Below are 18372 nucleotides of genomic sequence, written 5' to 3' on the forward strand. Positions count from 1 at the left end.
GTACGTTCCGTAGGACACGCCCGACAGCGGACGGCATTCATAGTCGACATCCCCCGGATCGATCGTTCGACATCCGCACAACCTGTCTCAGGAGGCACGTGGCGACTGTTCATCAAGCCCAGAGCTTCGCCAAGCGATTCCACGAACTCGGCGCGCTCGCCTTTATATTCGCCCGAGATATCCCTGAAACTGGAGCACAACGAAGAGCGGACTTCCTCACTCGCCATCTGCAGAGTGGCCGCCAGTTGCTCCAGAGCCTGAATTACGTCATCGGGGTTGATCGCCCCTTCCCCAGAAAACTCCAAAAACACCGCAAAATTTGCGATTTGTTTCTTCAGTAGCACAAATGAATAGCCCCGCTTTCCGGGCGGGGCGAAAGATCAATAAAAGAAGGAATTATAGTTGTTGATCAATAGTTTATAGATTTTTTATAAAGTAGTTTCGAGGACGCTGACATCCCGATCTTCAGCTAAAAATCCATCCAACAAACCTGCGCTAACTCACCTCACCTTCCCTTCCTTCCAAGCCTGCAACAGTTTGTCATAAGCTATCGTTTCCCCCTTCGGCTTCTCATTCGCCAGCTTCTTCCACGGCGCATGTTCATCCGACAGCCACTTCGACGGATCGCTGCGGGCATTGAGTTTCGGGGCGCAATGCGCCATCCCTGCCCGCTCCAGCCTGGCCATGACCTGATCCATTTCATTGGCCAGGTTATCCATGGCCTGTTGCGGCGACTTCTCTCCCGTCACCGCGGCGGCGACGTTGTTCCACCAGAGTTGTGCCAACTTGGGATAGTCGGGCACGTTGTTGCCGGTCGGCGTCCACGCCACCCGTGCCGGGCTGCGGTAGAACTCGATCAAGCCGCCATAATTCGCGGCATTCTTGGTGAAGTAGTCGCTGTGGATGTCGCTGTCCCGGATAAAGGTCAGACCGGTAATGGACTTCTTCAAGGACACCGACTTCGACGTGACGAATTGCGCATAGAGCCACGCCGCCGACATCCGGTTCGGATCGGTCGACTTGAAGAACGTCCAGGATCCCACATCCTGGTAGCCGTTCTGCATGCCGTCCTTCCAGTAAGGACCATACGGTGACGGCGCCATGCGCCACTTGGGCGTCCCATCCGCATTCACCACCGGCAACCCCTTCTTGGTCATATCGGCCGTGAACGCCGTGTACCAGAAGACCTGCTGCGCGATCTGCCCCTGCGCCGGCACGGGCCCCGACTCCGAGAACGTCATCCCCATCGCCTGCTGCGGCGCGTACTTCTTCATCCAGTCTATGTACTTGGTCAAGGCATACACCGCGGCCGGACTATTGGTTGCCCCGCCCCGCGCGACCGACGCACCCACCGGCGTGCACTTGTCGTCCGCCACGCGTATGCCCCACTCGTCCACCGGCATGCCATTGGGCAGCCCCTTGTCGGCGGCGCCGGCCATGGACAGCCAGGCATCGGTGAAGCGCCACCCCAGCGAAGGATCCTTCTTGCCATAGTCCATATGCCCATAGATGCGCTTGCCATCCAGTTCCTTCACGTCGTTGCTGAAGAACTCGGCAATGTCCTCGTAGGCGGACCAGTTCGTCGGCACGCCCAGCTCATAGCCGTACTTGGCCTTGAACTTGTCGCGCAGGTCCTCGCGGGCGAACCAGTCGGCGCGGAACCAATACACGTTGGCGAATTGCTGGTCGGGCAACTGGTAAAGCTTGCCGTCCGGCGCCGTCGTGAACCGGGTGCCGATGAAGTCCTGCAGATCCAGGCCGGGGTTGGTGTACTCCTTGCCCGCCCCCTGCATATAGTCGGTCAGCGGCAGGATGGCGCCGTAGCGGTAGTGGGTGCCGATCAGATCCGAATCGGAGATCCACCCGTCGTAAATGGACTTACCTGATTGCATGGAGGTCTGCAGTTTCTCGACCACGTCACCTTCCTGGATGATGTCGTGGTTGACCTTGATCCCGGTGATCTCGGCAAAAGCCCGAGCCAAGGTCTTGGACTCGTACTCGTGCGTGGTGATGGTCTCGGACACCACATTGACCTCATTGACCCCCTTGGCCTTCAGCTTGGCGGCCGCCTCGATGAACCACTTCATCTCCGCCATCTGCTGGTCCTTGGACAACGTCGAAGGCTGGAATTCAGTGTCGATCCACTTCTGCGCCTCCGGCTCTCCCGCCCATGCGCCCGGCGTTCCGATCAGGGCGATGGCGGCCGCCACGGCATGCATACGCAATTTCATGACTGTCTCCTCGGTAGCCTTCCCCATGTAGTGAAGCGGACAGGGCCGGGGAAAGCGGGGGGCCGTGGTCCGTGCGAAGAACCAGCTAGCCCTTGCGCATGATGAATCCCAGCAACAACATGGAAATCACGAAACTGATCCATATCGACGGCGGATTCTCCAGCGAGAACCAGGAGGCGAAGCGTTCGCCCAGGCCGACGAACACCAGATTGACCCAGGCCGCGCACATCAAACCGATGAACAGGCGGTCACCACGTGTCGTGGCGATAGGCAGGAAACCTTTGCGCAAGCGCGTGGGCGAGCGCAGTTCGGCCACCGTCATGCCCGCCAGCATCACCACGATGCAGCCGAAGAACACGGCCACGGGCAGCGTCCAGACCATCCAGTCGAACATGCGAGTCTCCTTCGATACGCCCGCAGCCAGACACTCGTAATGCGGCGTGCGACATCCAGTTCGCGCGCCGCCGCCGTTGCTATACGCGCCCCATGGCGAATCCCTTCGCGATGTAGTGGCGCACGAACCAGATGACGATGGCGCCGGGCACGATGGTCAGGACACCGGCCGCGGCCAGCACGCCCCAATCCATTCCGGAAGCCGATACCGTGCGCGTCATCGTGGCGACGATGGGTTTGGCATTGACCGACGTCAGGGTGCGCGCCAACAGCAGCTCCACCCAGCTGAACATGAAGCAGAAGAACGCCGTCACGCCCACCCCGGCCTTGATCAGGGGCAGGAAGATGGTCAGGAAAAAGCGGGGAAAGGAATAGCCGTCCACATAGGCGGTCTCGTCGATTTCCCGCGGCACGCCGGACATGAAGCCTTCCAGGATCCAGACGGCCAGCGGCACGTTGAATACCAGATGCGCCAGGGCTACGGCCAGGTGAGTGTCCATCAGGCCCAGCGCGCTATACAGCTGGAAGAACGGCAACAGGAACACCGCCGGCGGCGTCATGCGGTTGGTCAACAGCCAGAAGAACACATGCTTGTCGCCGATGAAGCTGTAGCGCGAAAAGGCGTAGGCCGCCGGCAAGGCCACCAGCAGTGAAATCACCGTGTTGACCACCACATAGATCAGGGAGTTGATGTAGCCCGAATACCAGGAGGGATCGGTGAAGATGGTCCGGTAATGGCGCAAGGTGAAGTCATGCGGCCAGAGGGTCAGCGAGCTGACGATCTCCGTATTGGTCTTGAACGACATGTTCAGCATCCAGTACAACGGCAGGATGGCGAACACCAGGTAGACGACCAGGAAGACACTGCGCCAGATGATAGGCTTCTCACGCATGGACATTCTCCTCGTCCGCCGCGCCCGACGTGCCGGCGCGTTGGATCCAGTTGTAGAGGATGAAGCACAGCAGCAGGATGATCAGGAAATACACGATGGAGAACGCCGCCGCCGGTCCCAGGTCGAATTGGCCCACTGCTTTCTGCGTCAGATATTGGGACAGGAACGTGGTGGCGTTGCCGGGGCCGCCGCCCGTCAGGACGAAGGGCTCCGTGTAGATCATGAAGCTGTCCATGAAACGCAGCAGCACGGCAATCATCAGCACGCCGCGCATCTTGGGCAGTTCGATATAGCGGAAGACGGCCAGCCGCGATGCGCCGTCGATGCGCGCGGCCTGGTAATACGCCGGCGCAATGGCCCGCAGGCCGGCATAACAAAGCAAGGCGACCAGCGGCGTCCAGTGCCACACGTCCATGATCAGCACGGTAAGCCAGGCGTCGAGGACATTGGCCGTGTAGTTGTAATTGACGCCCAGCCCCGCCAGGGCGGCGCCCAGCAGGCCGATATCGCTGCGGCCGAACACCTGCCATATCGTCCCGACCACGTTCCAGGGAATGAGCAATGACAAGGCCACGACCACCAGCACCGCCGACGCGCGCCACCCGTGCGCCGGCATGCATAGCGCCAGCAGGATGCCCAGGGGAATCTCGACGACCAGCACGGCCAGCGAAAACCCGATCTGCCGGAACAAGGCATTGTGCAGTTCTTCGTCCTGCAGAACGGCGGCAAACCACTCGGTACCGACGAAGACGCGACGATCCGGAGCGATGATGTCCTGCACCGAATAATTGACCACAGTCATCAGCGGCAGGATCGCGGAGAATGCCACTGACAGCACCACGGGGAGGATCAGGAACCAGGCTTTCTGATTGATCGGCTTCATGGAATCAGCGCCTCGTCGCGGTAGAAACAGGTCTTCGAGTTCAGTACCGACAGCCAGACGATGTTGCCCGGCGTCATTGCCACTTCGCTGTCCAGGGGCAGGCGCGCCCTGACCACATATTGTTCAAAGGTGCCGGTGAGCAGCAGATAGGTGCCGACGTCCTGCAGGCGCGTGACTGTCACGGGCAATGCGCCCGGTGCATCCTCGGGGCGCAGGTGCGTGAATTCCGGGCGCACGCCCAGGGTGAACTCGCCCGCTTGCGCCAGCGTGCGGGCGCGCGCCGGCGTAAGGCCGGTCAGGCGGCGGCTGCCGACCAGAACGCTGTCATCGAACCAGCGCGCCGGCAGGAAGTTCATGCCGGGAGAACCGATGAAATGTCCGACGAAGGTATGCGACGGCCGCAGGAACAGATCGTCCGGGCTGCCGATCTGCACCACCCTGCCACGCGACATCACCACCACGCGTTCAGCGAAAGTCAGGGCCTCTGTCTGATCGTGGGTGACGTAGATGAGCGTCAGCTTCAGCTCCTTGTGGATCTCCTTGAGCTTGCGCCGCAATTCCCATTTGAGATGCGGATCGATGACGGTCAAAGGCTCGTCGAACAGCACCGCCGATACATCATTGCGCACCAGGCCACGGCCCAGGGATATCTTCTGCTTGGCATCGGCCGTCAGGTTGCGCGCCCGGCGATCCAGGACGGGCGACAGTTCCAGCATCTCGGCGATGCGCCCGACTCTCTCTCGCACCTTGTCTTCGGGCACCTTGCGATTGCGCAGCGGGAACGCCAGGTTCTGCGCCACCGTCATGGTGTCGTAGACGACCGGGAACTGGAAGACCTGGGCGATATTGCGTTCCTGCGGGGTCTGGCCGGTCACGTCGCGGCCGTCGAAGCGGATCGATCCCGAAGACGGCCGCAGCAGCCCGGAAATGCAGTTCAGCAAGGTGGTCTTGCCGCAACCGGACGGCCCCAGCAAGGCGTAGGCGCCGCCATCCCGGAAGGTGTAATTCAAGGGCAGCAAGGCGTAGTCTTCATCCGAAATGGGATGCGGGACATAGGAGTGCGAGAGATCCAGTTCGATGCTGGCCATCACAGGTCCTCGCGCAGCAAGGCTCGATAGGCGGGCGCGACCAGCAGGTCCCCCGTGGCATCGAAGGCATAGGTCTGGGCCGGATCGAAGTACAGCTGGATGCGGGCCCCCAGTTCGAAACGATGCACGCCGGGCAGTTGGGCCACCACGTCACCGGCCGCTGTCGTCGCATGCACAAAGGTGTCGGACCCGGAGATTTCCGCCAGCTTGACCTCTCCTTCGAGCGCCAGGCTGCCGGGGCGCTGTTCCAGCCGCAGCGCGCCGGCGCGCAGGCCGGCCATGATGTCGCCGCGGCCACCACCGTCAGGGAGCTCCCGCTGCACGCGTAAGCCGCTACGCAGCACAAACCCCTGGCCGTCGCGTTGCGCCAGGAACAGGTTCATCGGTGGATCACTGAACACGCGGGCCACGCGTATCGAGCGCGGACAGTGGAAGACTTCCGCCGTCGGCCCGTATTGCAGCAGCTCGCCGGCATCCAGGACAGCGGTATAGCCACCCAACAGCAAGGCCTCGGCGGGTTCGGTGGTGGCGTAGATGACCGTGGCGTCGCCCTCGGTGAACAAGCCGGCCAGCTCTTCGCGCAAGGCTTCGCGCAGCTTGTAGTCGAGGTTGACCAGGGGTTCGTCCAGCAGCACCAGCGGGGCTTCCTTGACCAGGGCGCGGGCCAGCGCGACACGCTGCTGCTGCCCGCCCGACAGCTCGGCCGGATAGCGATCGAGCAGATGTTCGATGTGCAGCCGGCTGGCCATGGCCATGACCCGTTCATCGACGCGGTCGGCGGTGCCCAGGCGCAGTGGCGACGCGATATTGTCGCGCACGGTCATGGACGGATAGTTGATGAACTGCTGGTAGACCATGGCCACGTTGCGCTCGCGCACGGGAACGCGTGTGACGTCGACGCCATCGACCCGCACGGTGCCGTCGCTGGGCCGGTCGAGACCCGCCATGATGCGCATCAATGACGTCTTACCTGCCTGGGTCACGCCCAGCAGGATGGTCATCTCTCCCGGGTGGGGGGCGAGATTGAACGGATAGAGCAGGACTTGTGATCCCGCCCGTTGTTGTACATCCTCCAACGTCAGCTGCATCGCGTCTCCTGGCGAAAAGCTGCGGGCTTTCAGTTTGCTTTTGATGAGGTTGTACTGAAAGCGCGGAAGAAAGACAACGGTGAAAGCGTAGATAAAGGTCTAAAACAGGGTTAAGGCCTATCGTTAATTGCGATGGAACATGTGGAGAGGTCAGACAGCAGGAGGCTGTTTACCCGTCTTTGACTGGATTTCATCCTCCTTGCCATCCTTTCCTCCTCCAGTGATCGGGGCAGCCCGCGCAGCCACCTGCATCAGCAATTCGATCTGGCGATCCTTGGCGGCCAGTTGCTCGCGCAGCGTGGCGTTCTGCGTGATCAGTTGGGTGGCGGACTGATCGGCTTGCGCCCTGGCCGCCGACGTCGCTTCGGCGACGGCTTTCATCTGGATCGCCAGGGCTTCGGCATGGGCTTCGGCCAGCGCGGCGCGGCGGGCCTGGGCATCGTTGTCCTCACGGGCCTGCGCCAATTGCCCCTGCAGTTCGGCGGCCTGGGTTTGCAGCTGGGTCTGCAACTGCGTTCCCTGCGCCTGGAAATTGGCGACCTGGCTCTGGAACTGTTCGACCGTCGCTTCCGCCATCTTGCGCGTCCGGTCCAGTTCTTCCTGGGCCTTCTTCAGCGCCTGGCGTTGCGTGTCGATTTCCCCCAGCCAACGCTTTTCGTGGGCCGAGTGGCGCGCTTCGCTGGCTGCCAGCGCTTCCCGGCTGACAGCCTGGGCGTCGCGCAAGGCTTGCTGGCCGTCGGCGACCTGTTCCTGCACGGTGGCCAGGCGCTGGTTCAGGGTTTTCAGCGCGCTTGCGTCTTCGCGTGCCTGCCGTTCGGCGCCACGCAGGCGCTCTTCGGCAGCCGTGGCCTGGGCGCGGGCAGACTGCGCGGCGGCTTCCAGATCGCTTTCGCGGATGCGCAGACGGACCTGTTCCTGTGCCAGCGCCGCCTGGTCGGTCGCGATCTGCTCCCTGGCCTGGGCCAGTTCTTCCCTTTCCCGGGCCGAGGCGGCCAGCCATTCCTGGCGCGCGGCGGTCAAGGCCTGCTCCCACACCTGCGCCACCGCGCGGGTAACCGCTACGGGAATGTCCGTGCCGCGGCCCTGCCCGCCGACCAGACGCTCGCTCAGTCCACGGAACCAGGCCTTGAGATGCGGACCGACCGTATTGGGCGAGCCGCGCCCCAGATGCAGGCGCACCCGTTCTATGGTGGGCTGCTCGCCCGCCTGCAACAGCGCGTCTGCCGCCGCCCAGACATCCGAAGCTTGTACGCCAGTTGCCATGAGGCCCTTCTCCTGTTTCGCGAAACGCTGCGGCCATTGTTGCGACGACGGCCGCCCGTCGGCAGATCAAGTTCTAGAGCGGATAATTAAAAGTTATCCGACTTAACCACACCAATATGTATTATTTAATACGTGTTATGTATTATATTACACAACTTGCCGTTGCGGGAGAGGGAGGTCGCTATTCGAGCGATAGAAGCCGTTCTGGAACGACATACGCCAGGAAAGGCAACGCCATGCGCAGCGTAAGCAGCGCAAACGTCAAAGCGCGCCAAGCGATAACACTTGGCGCGCCGCCCATATACCTCTTCTTTCTTGATCGCCTGTCGCTGGCCCGGCTAGGGATAAAGACAGACGTTGCGTAAGACGCCGACGCCAAGACGGCGTCGACATCGAGGGCCCGCGCTCGGCTGCGGTCAACCCCAGATCAAGATTCCACCTATCACGGCCAGGAACAGGCCTGCCAGCACTGGGAGAAACAGCGCACGCACAAGCTCCATGACCGGCACGCGGCTGAAGCCCGCCACGGCGATCAAGGACGACCAGGCGATCAACGTACCTCCCCCTGTCCACACCGCCCCCATCTGGCCGATGGCGGCAAGGGTCGAGACATTCACGCCGGCCACCGGACCCAGCGCACCCGATACGGCCCCGGTCAGCGGCAGCCCGGCAAAGCCCGATCCGTCGATCCCGGTGATCATCCCCATGATAAGAACGCCGAAGCCGACCAACAATCCATTCTGCGGCAGCAGATGCTGGCCCGATTGCACGAGCTCAAACAACAAGTCCGGCACATGGCCGCCCGCGGCAACGCCAAGTATGTCGCCCGCGGTTCCCTTCGCTCCCACAAAAAAGAACCCCGCAATCGGAAGCACGGCACCCATCGCCTTGAAGGCGAAGACAAATCCATCGGTCACATGCTCGGCAGACGCTTCGAAAGCCCTGCGGCCTTTGCACACGGAGAACGTCACACAGATCATCAGCAACGCCGCCACGCCGCCTATGACCAATGCCCCCTGCCCGCCCTTGAGGTCAGGCGCGCCAGCGATGCCAAGCTTGGGCGCCATCATGAGCAAGATGATCGCCAGGAATGCGACTGGCGTGATCACGGCGAACGCTCTGGAGGCACCGGAGTGGTCGTCGCGCCGCAGTTCCGCCGTAATGGCGGCCTCGGTCGGCAGATCATGATCATGCGCCGTGCCCTGCGCGATAGACGCCTTGTCGAAGCTTGCAGCGCCCTCCACATGCTGTACACGCGCGCCGGCGGGCGTAAGCTCCCAGCGCTCGAGCAAAGCGGCGCTGCCCGGCTGGATGAACTTGCGGGTCTTGAACCAGCACAGCGTCAAGGCGACCACACCCACGATCCAGGACAGTTGGAGCGCCTGGTCGGCCACCAGCGAAGGCGCGATACCCCCCGCGGCCTTGGCGCTGATGGCCGGTGCCACCCCGATCACATAATCCGAAGAGAGCGCCATGCCCTGCCCCGCGATCGCGATCGCCATGGCGCCCGCCAGTGGCGGCAGCCCCGCGGCAATCGCCGCCGGAAGCAGGACTGCTACTACCAGCGGAATAGCGGGAGTCGGCCAGAAGAACAACGAAATCAGATAAGTGACCACGGCCAGGATCAGATAGGCGTTGTGCCCGTTGGTCATGATCTTCCGAAAAGGGCGCACCATGCGGACGTCCGCGCCTATGCCTTTAAGCGAGTTCAACAATGCGGTCATCAGCGCGATGATCAGGAATATGTTGAAGAGTTCCTTGGCCGCGACCATGCTGGCGCTGAAGATGCTGCTTATCGCGGTAATCAGGCTGCCCGACCAGAAAAATGTCACCACGGCAGTGGCCAGAATTGCGGGCACGACGACATTGGCCCGGCACATCATCGTGACGACAATGATGCACACGCCAGCCAGGTAGGCCCAGTGCGCGGGCCCGATTGAAAGCTCCATGTTTGCTCCAGCGCGGAAGATGAACCGCAGAGTAGGACGTCCACTGCGGTATACAATATCCCAAGGCGTTTGATTTTCCCGCTGGTGTTTACCCTGGATGTGGTGGTGCTTGAAGCGGCCTTGGATTTATCCGCCAGCCTTCATGTCGCAGCCGCACCAAATTGGCAATTTTCCCAGGTATTTCTACGTGAAATCGCGCGAAACCGGTGCAAAGCCGCGACCCGGCAGAGCAGCGATGCACCGCCCCGAGGCAGGCGACGCCACCGAAGCATCGAGATCCCGGCAAACTAGGTGTATTCCCTAATCATTGGTATACAATATCCTGACATTGCTGATAAAACCTGCTTCACGCTTTGAGATCACCATGGATAACGCTTTGTTCTGCCCTGTCGCCTGCGACAGGGATGCAATCAACCCTTCCAGACTCACCAATGGCTGGAATACGCTGCGCACTTCCGGCCTGCTGGCTCGCCTGGAACAACCTTTTATTGATTGGCAGGCAGGCCGCCTGCGCATGCTCTCACCGGAACGCCTGTGGGCTGCGGCAATGACCGACCCCCGGTCCCTTGCAGAGATCCGCCGTTCACACCACGCCACCGAACGCTGACATATCGGCATCCGAATCGCCCGGCACGACGGGCGTATACAATGTTCACACCCGCGCGCAATACCAAATAACGCTCATGTCGAAAGCCGCCAGGACCGCCCCTACTCCGTCAACCCCGCTTGGAGCCAGCCATTCGCCTCTAACCCAGTTGGTGGTGGAGGCGCTCCGTGAAAAAATCCTCGGGGGAATCATTGCGCCGGGCGAGCGCCTGGTGGAAAGCCGTCTATCCGAAGAGTTTTCCGTTTCCCGCATGCCGGTGCGCGAGGCGTTGCGGCAATTGGCGGCCAGTGGCCTGGTTACCATCGAACCGCGGCGTGGCGCGACTGTCACCGCATTCCAGGGAGCGCAGCTACGCGAGCTGGTTGAAGTCCGCGCGACGCTCGAAGCCTTGAACGCAAAGTTGGCCGCCCAGCGGCACGACCCCGACCAGATAGCCGAATTGAACGCCCTGTTGGACGAGGGCATGCGCCTGGCCAACAATCCCGACACGGAACGCACGTTGACGCACCTCAACCGCCGCTTCCATGACTCGCTGGGCCGCATTGCCGCGAACTCGGTCCTGCAGGAAGTCATGGGTACCCTGCGCGACCGGACGGCCGTACTGTTTGCCCCCTTCCACGCCAACCGTGCCCAGCAGAACTGGGAGGATCACGCGGCGATTCTTCGCGCGGTCATCAAGGGTGATGCCGAACTGGCCAGCCTCCTGGCTGCGCGGCACGTCTACAACGCCGCGCAGATGGAGCCGTGACGGGCGCACCGTCGCCGCAAATCAACTTGGCGGCGGCTTTCTGGCAGTCCGGGCTGGCAACACTGATAGCCGCTTTCGCATCACGCTGAATTCTGGAAAGTAAAACTGTCCGAGTAAATTTGCGTCGCATCGGCTCCCGCCTGGGTAAAGCGCGCCTTGGCATCGTGGACCATGAACGGCGATCCGCATAGATACACGGAATGCTCGGCCAAGTCGGGCCGATCGACCAGCACTGCGTCCTGCACATAGCCGGTACGCCCCTTCCACCCAGGGTCGGGACGCGACAGCACGGGCACGAACTCAAACTCGTACAGCCGCTGGCTCCATTGCGCCAGCTCCTCCGTCTGATATAGGTCCTGCTGGCTGCGCACGCCCCAATACAGCCGACTGGGGGGCAGGTCGTCGTTATCCAGCAAGGACTCCAGAATCGCCCTGATCGGCGCGATGCCCGTGCCGGTAGCGGCGAAGATCATCGGCTGATAGTCCTGCGCACGATAGTGGAAAGTGCCATGCGGTAGCTCAACTCGCATCGCTGCGCCTGGTTTGAGCGAGCCCAACATCCGATCGGTGAAACGGCCACCCAAGATGCGTTTGATGTGCAGGTCTACGCTCTGACCGTCGGGCGCGTTGGCCATGGAAAAGCAGCGATGGCTGCCATCTTCCAGCTGAATGTTGAGGTATTGCCCAGGGGCGTAGACGATACCCTCCCCGTCGGGCATGGCGGGTAGCCGCAACCTCAGCAAAGTCACGTCCGGCGCCAACGCCGATACGGTCTCGACAGTGGCCTCCATGCACACCGGATCGGACGCGGATGGCACGGTTTCGATGCTGATGACCAGGTCGCTTTCACATAGGGCCTGACACGCCAGGCCCTGCCCCTGAGCCAGCTCATCTTCAGAGAGCGCCATAGGCAGTTCCTCATAGCGCGCCGAGCCCTGCACGACGGTCATGCGGCAGGTGCCGCAGCCGCCAAAAGTGCAATCGTGCGGGATGGCCACGCCTTGCCGCCGGGCCGCATCCAGCACGGTCTCGCCCCTGTTGACTTCGAAGCTCTGCTGCGTTTGCAGCCACAAAACGTGGTGTGACATCGCTTATTTCTTGATATCGGCTTGCACAAGGACTTCGGCTTTACCGGCCAGGACCGCCTGCAGGGCGGCCAGCGCTGCCACACCGCAGGCAGTGTCCTGCTCGCCGTTACCGCCGGACAGGCCGACGCCGCCGACGACATCGCCGTCGACCACGATGGGATAGCCACCCACGAAGGCAGCGAACTTGCCCTCGAAGCTCAACTGGATGCCAAACGCTTCGTTGCCGGGAAGCGCAGGACCATTAGGGGGAGTGGTGAACAAATGGGTGGAGCGCTTATGGCCAGCCGCGGTGAAGGCTTTGTTCCAGGCTATCTGCGGACCCGTGACGCGTGCGCCATCCATGCGTTCCATCAGAATGGGAAAGCCACCTGCGTCAGCGATGCAAATGGTCTCGGCCACGCCGATCTCCTTGGCTTTGGCCAGCGCGGCCTGGGCCATGGCGCGCGCCTCGTGCAATTCCAACGTCTGGGCTGTTTTCATATGCGTATCCGGAAAGTTGCAAAACGGGTAATTGGTGTGGTCGTGTGTCGCTACGCGATGCCGCGGCAGGCAAAAAAAACACGCGCGACGGCTGCTACGTGCTCAGACGCCGCGGTAGACGGTTTTGACCTGCGTGAAGAAATCCAACCCCGCACGTCCCGATTCGCGGAAGGTCGAGGTGCTGGAATTCTTCAGGCCGCCGAATGGCGCATTGACCAGATTCCCTGTGGTGGTGCGGTTGATCTTGACCGTACCGGCCTCGATGTCCTGGGTGAACTGGTGCATGGTGCGCGGGTTCGTCGTGGCGATAGCCGCTGACAGTCCGTACTCGGAGTCGTTGGCAATCGCCATTGCTTCCTTGAAGTCGGCCGCCTCGATGATGGCTAGCACCGGGCCGAAAATTTCTTCCTGCGCGATGCGCATGTCTGGCCTGACGTCGGTGAACACTGCGGGAGCCACGTAGTAGCCAGCGTCGTAGACGCCACCACGAAGGCGCTCGCCACCCACCAGGTGGGTGGCCTCTTCCTTGCCAATGGCAATGTACTTGAGCACGGTCTCCAGCTGCTTGGCGGTAGCCAGCGGACCCAGGTCCATGCCGGCTTCCAAGCCGGGGCCAATCTTGAGTGTCTTGACGCGCTCGAGCAGCTTCTGGGTGAAGGCCTGCTTGACCTGTGGCACGACGATGAGGCGGCTGGTGCCTGTGCAGGCTTGTCCAGTGAGCGAGAAACCGCCCTTGACGGCCAGATCCACGGCAGCGTCGAGGTCAGCGTCCTCCATCACAATGAGCGGGTTCTTGCCGCCCAGTTCCATCTGCAGGCGAGTGGTCAGATGCACGCTACGGTGGATGTCCTCGCCTGCCTTGGTCGAGCCGGTGAACGAGATCGCGCGAACAGCCCGGGATGCCGTCATTGCCAAGCCCACATCGCCGGCCCGGCCGATCACGCAGTTGAGCACACCAGCGGGGATGCCCGCGTGCACGAGGGCCTCCACCAGGTGCACGCCGGTGAGTGGCGCGTCGGACGAGGGTTTGAACACCACGGTGTTGCCCGTGATCAGGGCTGGCGCGATCTTGCGCGCGGGGATGGAGGCGGGAAAGTTCCAGGGCGAGATGACGGTCACCACACCCAGCGGTTCGCGATGGCTGTAGACGTACTGCAAGGGATCGTCCTGCGGATACGTCTCGCCAGTAAAGGTCTGACCTTCCACGGCATAGAAACGGAAGGTCTGGGCGGTGCGCGAAATTTCGTCGCGCGCAAGGGCTAGCGACTTGCCCTCTTCCTGCGTGAGGTCGCGCGCGAACGCTTCGGCGCGGTCCTCGAGGTAATCGGCCGCGCCATTCAGGATCTTGGCGCGTTTGCTGATGGGGGTGGCGCGCCAGGCGGCGAAGGCGCGGGTGGCCGCAAGCACTGCGGCTTCGGCCTCGGCCGGGCCGGAGGCGGGGAAGCGCCCCACGACGACCGTGGTGTCGGCGGGGTTGATGTTGTCGAACAGGCGCCCGGACTGGCTGGGCTGCCACTGGCCGTCGATGTAGTTCTGGTACTGCTTGATGGAATCCGTCATGGCTATTGGCACGCTTCAGGAAGGTCGGAGAAAGGCACCGGCCGGGGCGAGGTTGTGGACGCCTGGATGCCCCGGCCTGGGTGGGTGGGTTCCGATCAGGCGGCCAGCAATTCCTCCTCAGGGATGTCGTTGGCGACATAGTCGCGATACAGGGCGGTGGTATAGAGCAGCCGCATCTGAGCGCCGACTTCGCAGATCTTCAAGCAGCGGGCCTGCAGTTCGGGCGTATTGGCATGCTCCAGCACAATCTGGTAGCCACGCTCGCCATGGATTTCATCCGAAACGATATGCAGGTCGAAGAATTCGACCTCTTCGTCCGTGAAGCCGTATTTCTCGCGCAACGTGGGTGTCTGCTTCCGGTAAATCGAGGGCACCTGCGATTCCAGGCCCACGACCAAAGCGGCGACGGCCACGACAGGGTCTTCGCGCATGGCCACGCTGTAGCACCACCCCTGCAGCCCGCGAGTTGTAGGTGACATGTTGCCGGGATCGGTCACGCGCGCACGGGTGGTGCCGCAGGCTTCGGCGAAGCGAATCAACAGGTCGGTATGACGGTCACCGCCGATTTCCTCTTCGTACATATTGGCCAGCAGGAAGTCCTTGGCCTCTGTCATGTGATCGGGAGTACGGGCATACAGGTAGCCCAGGTAATCGGCGAATGGGCCCACGTAGTGGTAGTGGTTCTCGGCCCAATGGGCCAGGTGGCTGCGGCTCAGCTTTCCTTCTGCCCAGGCAATGCTGAAGGGAGACTTGTTCGCGCTTTTACCTTTGATGGCATCTTCGAGCGCAGTGCGGAATTCGTCGCGGCTCATGAGGGAAGACATGGCATTTCCTTTGTGCGGTGAGACTGCTGTGACGGGGAAGCCGTGCGGCTTGACGAGGCTGGAGGACACGGCCAGGAAGGGATACTGTATACAAGATAAACTGCGAGCTTGTTTTTGCGCACTCCGTGAAAACCCGGATGCAGAGCAATTCAAAGCTATTTCTTAGCGCAAAAGGTGACAAATTCAGCATTGATACGGGTTAGCCCGGGATGACACGACATACGCCTATCAATCAGACTTCGGTATACAGTATCCTACTGATTATGAATTGTATGCCTACATTGATTTTTCATAAGAACGGCAAGACCTACACCGGAGAGGTCAAGCAAGGCGCCAATCCGGTCGTCTGCGCCGGCATCAAGCAGTTCCCCTTCCCCCACCTGGCCTACCAATGCGGCATGGGCAAATGCGCCACTTGTGCGTGCCAGGTGCTGGCCGGCGGCGAGCACCTGCCACCGCCCAACTGGAAGGAAAAGAAGCAACTGGCTGAGCGTCTGGATCAGGGCTGGCGGCTGACGTGCCAACTTTGGCTGGAGCACGACATCGAACTGTCGCAAGACATCGCGGACGCCGACCAAGGCGCAAGAGCCTGATAGCTCGATTGGAGCCACATAGCATGTACGTCATCTTGACCAGCAAGCCCGACCTCTACCGCACGGAAGCCAACGCCGACATCCGTCTGATCGAGGCCTGGGACTACGTGTTGGAAGGCCGCGTGCGTGCGCGCTTCCAGCTGGGTGAACTGCTGCGCGAGACCCGCGTCAACGTAATCGAGACTGGCGACACACCGACGATCAATTCGGTGCCATCCAAATTCCTCGAGCGCTTCGACACGCTGGAGGAAGGCCGCGGCGAAATCCGGCAACTCTGCAGTTTTGGCAAGCTCGACGCGAGGTTGGTTGCGGTGCCCCTTGGCGAAGTAGCCGATACCGCGTAACCGCGAGCCAAAACAGGAACCGGACATGATCCACATTACCTTCATCAGCAACGGCAACAAGCAAGTCGAAGCCCCCGACAACAGCAATCTGCTGCGCACTTCCCTGCGTGAAAAGGGGGGCATCCCCTTCAAGTGCGGGGGCGGCCTGTGCGGTACTTGCAAGTGCACCATAGAGAGCGGGTACGAATCCCTTGCGCCGCTGACGCCCAAGGAGCGCAAGATCCTGACCCAGGAACAGATCGACAATCATATGCGCCTGGCCTGCCAGGCCTTTGTCAATGGCGATATTGCGGTGTCGTGGCAACCTTTATCCGGTGGCAAGTGAGGCTGGTATGCTCCGAATGACCGATTCGCCAGTTGATGAGTTGGTCGACGTTCCAAGCACCCCGCAGGCGGCGCGAAGCGTTTCTCCATTCGAAACCTTCGACGTCCAACTGACCGAGAATCTCCCATGTTTTTCACCAAGAAATCGAACACGCCCGCGGCAAGGCATCTTCAGAAGCACGAATACCTGGACCTGCTACAGGGTGGGACGCACGACCATGCGGTCAGTGACGAAATCAAGCGCGCCGCGCTGCGGCTTGCGCAGGCACACGCTGATTCGCTTGGATTGGAAGGCACGCCCGAGCCTCCGTTGGAATCCATCTTCGCGCGCCGCAGCACGTCTGAAGACGCTCTGTTGGTTCACGTCCCGGTGAAGATGGAGGACTGCTTCATCATCACCGTTTTCGCCAGCGGCGCATCGGACGCGCATGCGTTCATTCTGTTTGACATTGGCGCGGAGTATTTGCAGCCAATGCTGGACTGTCCCGCGTTCGGACCCAGCGCACCAGCGACCGAAGAAAACATCCGCGGCTGGGTGCCTTTGCTACCAGGCCAGCAATCCCCTTTCGCCACGATCGAGCTGCGCGAAGGAACGTATATGCAGGTGTACGCGGACCATGACCGCTTCCATCTCGAACATCAGATGGTGAGCACCGGGGCGCACTACCGCTACTCCAAACCGGTCGAAGCAGCCGAAGCAACCGAGATTCTCCTGTCATACGCCCTGGGGAAATACGAGTGGGCCTACAGGGGATGGGAGAAGATGGACATCTAGCCCCGGGGAGCCGCCATAAAAGGCATCGGCCGAGAGCACGCCACTTCTGCCAATCCGACCGATCGACCTGCTTGACCCGCACTACAAACTGCTCAAAGTGCGCCGTATTCAATGCCCTGGATCGCGGCAAAAATATTCCCTCTATCGATGGCTACTTGCCACCAACGCACAGGGGAGAATTCCGTGACCTGCTTCATCGACGTACCCACCATGACCCAACTGATTCAAACAGTGGGCATCGAAACCTTCATCGGCGACCTGTCCAGCGCGATACGCGATGACTTCATACGCTGGCCGGAGTTCGACAAATCGGCCCGCGTCGCGAACCATACCGATATCGGTGTGATTGAACTCATGCCCGTTTCGAATTCCAGCCGCTACGCCTTCAAATACGTCAACGGCCACCCCCGCAACACCGCGCATGGTCTGTACACGGTCATGGCATTCGGCGTGCTGGCCGATACGGAAACGGGATATCCCGTTTTGCTGTCCGAGCTGACGCTGGCGACGGCGCTGCGCACCGCGGCCACCTCGCTGATGGCAGCGAAGGCGTTGGCGCGACCGGACTCCCGGCGCATGGCATTGATCGGCAACGGCGCCCAAAGCGAATTCCAGGCCGTGGCCTTTCATGCGCACCTGGGCATCGAAGAAATCGCCGTCTATGACACGGACCCGCTCGCGACCGACAAACTGGTGCGCAATCTGGGGCACTACCCTGACCTCAAGATCATCCGAGCGGATAGCGCGGCACAGGCGGTACGACAAGCGGACATCGTCACCACAGTGACCGCGGACAAGGCCTTGGCGACGATCATCACGCCCGACATGCTGGAGCCAGGTATGCATCTGAATGCCGTGGGAGGCGATTGCCCCGGTAAAACGGAACTGCACGCGGATGTCCTGAAACAGGCGCGCGTATTCGTCGAATACGAGCCGCAAAGCCGTATCGAGGGCGACATCCAGCAGCTGCCTGCGGACTTTCCTGTCGTGGACTTGTGGCGCGTACTGGCCGGCCAGGTCGCAGGCCGCCAATCGGCCCGCCAGGTAACCGTGTTCGATTCCGTCGGCTTTGCCCTCGAAGACTATTCGGCCCTGCGCTACGCTTACGATCTGGCGCTCCAACACGGCCTGGGCGAACGCATCGAACTGGTGCCTGCCGCGGAAGACCCCAAGGACCTGTTTTCCAAGACACGCGGCGGCCGGTCACGCCAAGCCTTGCGCAAGGCAGCTTGAGCCCCTGG

Annotated in this window: 19 protein-coding genes; 7 read left to right on the forward strand and 12 right to left on the reverse strand. The window is 61.6% G+C overall.

The features are described from left to right. Positions 1-500: 500 nt before the first annotated feature. The 8 genes from CEY05_RS02830 to CEY05_RS02865 all read right to left on the reverse strand — a co-directional run bounded on the left by CEY05_RS02830 (position 501) and on the right by CEY05_RS02865 (position 9788). On the reverse strand, positions 501-2231 hold the full coding sequence (locus CEY05_RS02830) for an ABC transporter substrate-binding protein (RefSeq protein ID WP_088595860.1): 1731 nt from the start codon (positions 2229-2231) through the stop codon (positions 501-503). Between the two features lie 85 nt (positions 2232-2316). Continuing rightward, the gene (locus CEY05_RS02835) at positions 2317-2625 is read right to left on the reverse strand and encodes a DUF2160 domain-containing protein (RefSeq protein WP_088595861.1); all 309 of its coding nucleotides are present in this window, start codon (positions 2623-2625) and stop codon (positions 2317-2319) included. Between the two features lie 79 nt (positions 2626-2704). Continuing rightward, positions 2705-3517, reverse strand: coding sequence for a carbohydrate ABC transporter permease (locus CEY05_RS02840; RefSeq protein WP_088595862.1), 813 nt, complete (start codon positions 3515-3517; stop codon positions 2705-2707). Next, the gene (locus tag CEY05_RS02845) at positions 3510-4400 is read right to left on the reverse strand and encodes a carbohydrate ABC transporter permease (RefSeq protein WP_088595863.1); all 891 of its coding nucleotides are present in this window, start codon (positions 4398-4400) and stop codon (positions 3510-3512) included. The genes CEY05_RS02840 and CEY05_RS02845 overlap by 8 nt, the downstream gene beginning before the upstream one ends. Next, the gene (locus CEY05_RS02850; RefSeq protein WP_088595864.1) at positions 4397-5488 is read right to left on the reverse strand and encodes an ABC transporter ATP-binding protein; all 1092 of its coding nucleotides are present in this window, start codon (positions 5486-5488) and stop codon (positions 4397-4399) included. The genes CEY05_RS02845 and CEY05_RS02850 overlap by 4 nt, the downstream gene beginning before the upstream one ends. Further along, positions 5488-6576, reverse strand: coding sequence for an ABC transporter ATP-binding protein (locus CEY05_RS02855; RefSeq protein ID WP_088595865.1), 1089 nt, complete (start codon positions 6574-6576; stop codon positions 5488-5490). Before CEY05_RS02855 ends, CEY05_RS02850 begins: the two co-directional genes overlap by 1 nt. Before the next feature lie 150 nt (positions 6577-6726). Next, positions 6727-7839 (reverse strand): DNA-binding protein, encoded by a 1113-nt coding sequence (locus CEY05_RS02860; RefSeq protein ID WP_088595866.1) that lies wholly within the window; start codon positions 7837-7839, stop codon positions 6727-6729. A 416-nt stretch (positions 7840-8255) separates the two neighbouring features. Beyond that, positions 8256-9788 (reverse strand): hypothetical protein, encoded by a 1533-nt coding sequence (locus tag CEY05_RS02865; protein WP_088595867.1) that lies wholly within the window; start codon positions 9786-9788, stop codon positions 8256-8258. 364 nt (positions 9789-10152) lie between these two features. On the opposite strand from CEY05_RS02865, the gene CEY05_RS30760 reads away from it, so the two are divergent. Together CEY05_RS30760 and CEY05_RS02870 are read left to right on the forward strand one after the other, a co-directional pair. After that, positions 10153-10395 (forward strand): hypothetical protein, encoded by a 243-nt coding sequence (locus tag CEY05_RS30760; protein ID WP_143220261.1) that lies wholly within the window; start codon positions 10153-10155, stop codon positions 10393-10395. A gap of 76 nt (positions 10396-10471) precedes the next feature. Further along, a complete protein-coding gene (locus CEY05_RS02870) occupies positions 10472-11143 on the forward strand; it encodes a GntR family transcriptional regulator (RefSeq protein ID WP_088595868.1) in 672 nt (223 codons plus the stop codon). A gap of 80 nt (positions 11144-11223) precedes the next feature. On the opposite strand, the gene CEY05_RS02875 is transcribed toward CEY05_RS02870, so the two are convergent. The 4 genes from CEY05_RS02875 to CEY05_RS02890 form a co-directional block, all read right to left on the reverse strand. Then, positions 11224-12231, reverse strand: coding sequence for a 2Fe-2S iron-sulfur cluster-binding protein (locus tag CEY05_RS02875; protein WP_088595869.1), 1008 nt, complete (start codon positions 12229-12231; stop codon positions 11224-11226). Positions 12232-12234: 3 nt separating this feature from the next. Beyond that, a complete protein-coding gene (locus CEY05_RS02880) occupies positions 12235-12711 on the reverse strand; it encodes a heme-binding protein (RefSeq protein ID WP_088595870.1) in 477 nt (158 codons plus the stop codon). A 102-nt stretch (positions 12712-12813) separates the two neighbouring features. Beyond that, on the reverse strand, positions 12814-14271 hold the full coding sequence (locus CEY05_RS02885; protein WP_088595871.1) for an aldehyde dehydrogenase family protein: 1458 nt from the start codon (positions 14269-14271) through the stop codon (positions 12814-12816). 95 nt (positions 14272-14366) lie between these two features. After that, the gene (locus tag CEY05_RS02890) at positions 14367-15095 is read right to left on the reverse strand and encodes a TenA family transcriptional regulator (protein ID WP_088595872.1); all 729 of its coding nucleotides are present in this window, start codon (positions 15093-15095) and stop codon (positions 14367-14369) included. Between the two features lie 272 nt (positions 15096-15367). Between CEY05_RS02890 and CEY05_RS02895 the strand changes: the two genes are divergently transcribed. From CEY05_RS02895 to CEY05_RS02915, 5 genes are all read left to right on the forward strand, one after another. Next, positions 15368-15688, forward strand: a complete 321-nt coding sequence (locus CEY05_RS02895; RefSeq protein ID WP_088595873.1) for a 2Fe-2S iron-sulfur cluster-binding protein — start codon at positions 15368-15370, stop codon at positions 15686-15688. 23 nt (positions 15689-15711) lie between these two features. Further along, a complete protein-coding gene (locus CEY05_RS02900; protein WP_088595874.1) occupies positions 15712-16032 on the forward strand; it encodes a ferredoxin in 321 nt (106 codons plus the stop codon). Positions 16033-16057: 25 nt separating this feature from the next. Next, entirely contained in the window at positions 16058-16357 is a 300-nt protein-coding gene (locus CEY05_RS02905; RefSeq protein WP_088595875.1) for a 2Fe-2S iron-sulfur cluster-binding protein, read from the forward strand. Between the two features lie 126 nt (positions 16358-16483). After that, positions 16484-17131 (forward strand): hypothetical protein, encoded by a 648-nt coding sequence (locus CEY05_RS02910; protein ID WP_088595876.1) that lies wholly within the window; start codon positions 16484-16486, stop codon positions 17129-17131. Positions 17132-17314: 183 nt separating this feature from the next. Further along, positions 17315-18364, forward strand: coding sequence for an ornithine cyclodeaminase (locus CEY05_RS02915; RefSeq protein ID WP_088595877.1), 1050 nt, complete (start codon positions 17315-17317; stop codon positions 18362-18364). The last annotated feature ends 8 nt before the right edge of the window (positions 18365-18372 follow it).

It is taken from the genome of Achromobacter sp. HZ34, from assembly GCF_002209485.1.
Classification (GTDB): domain Bacteria; phylum Pseudomonadota; class Gammaproteobacteria; order Burkholderiales; family Burkholderiaceae_B; genus Bordetella_C.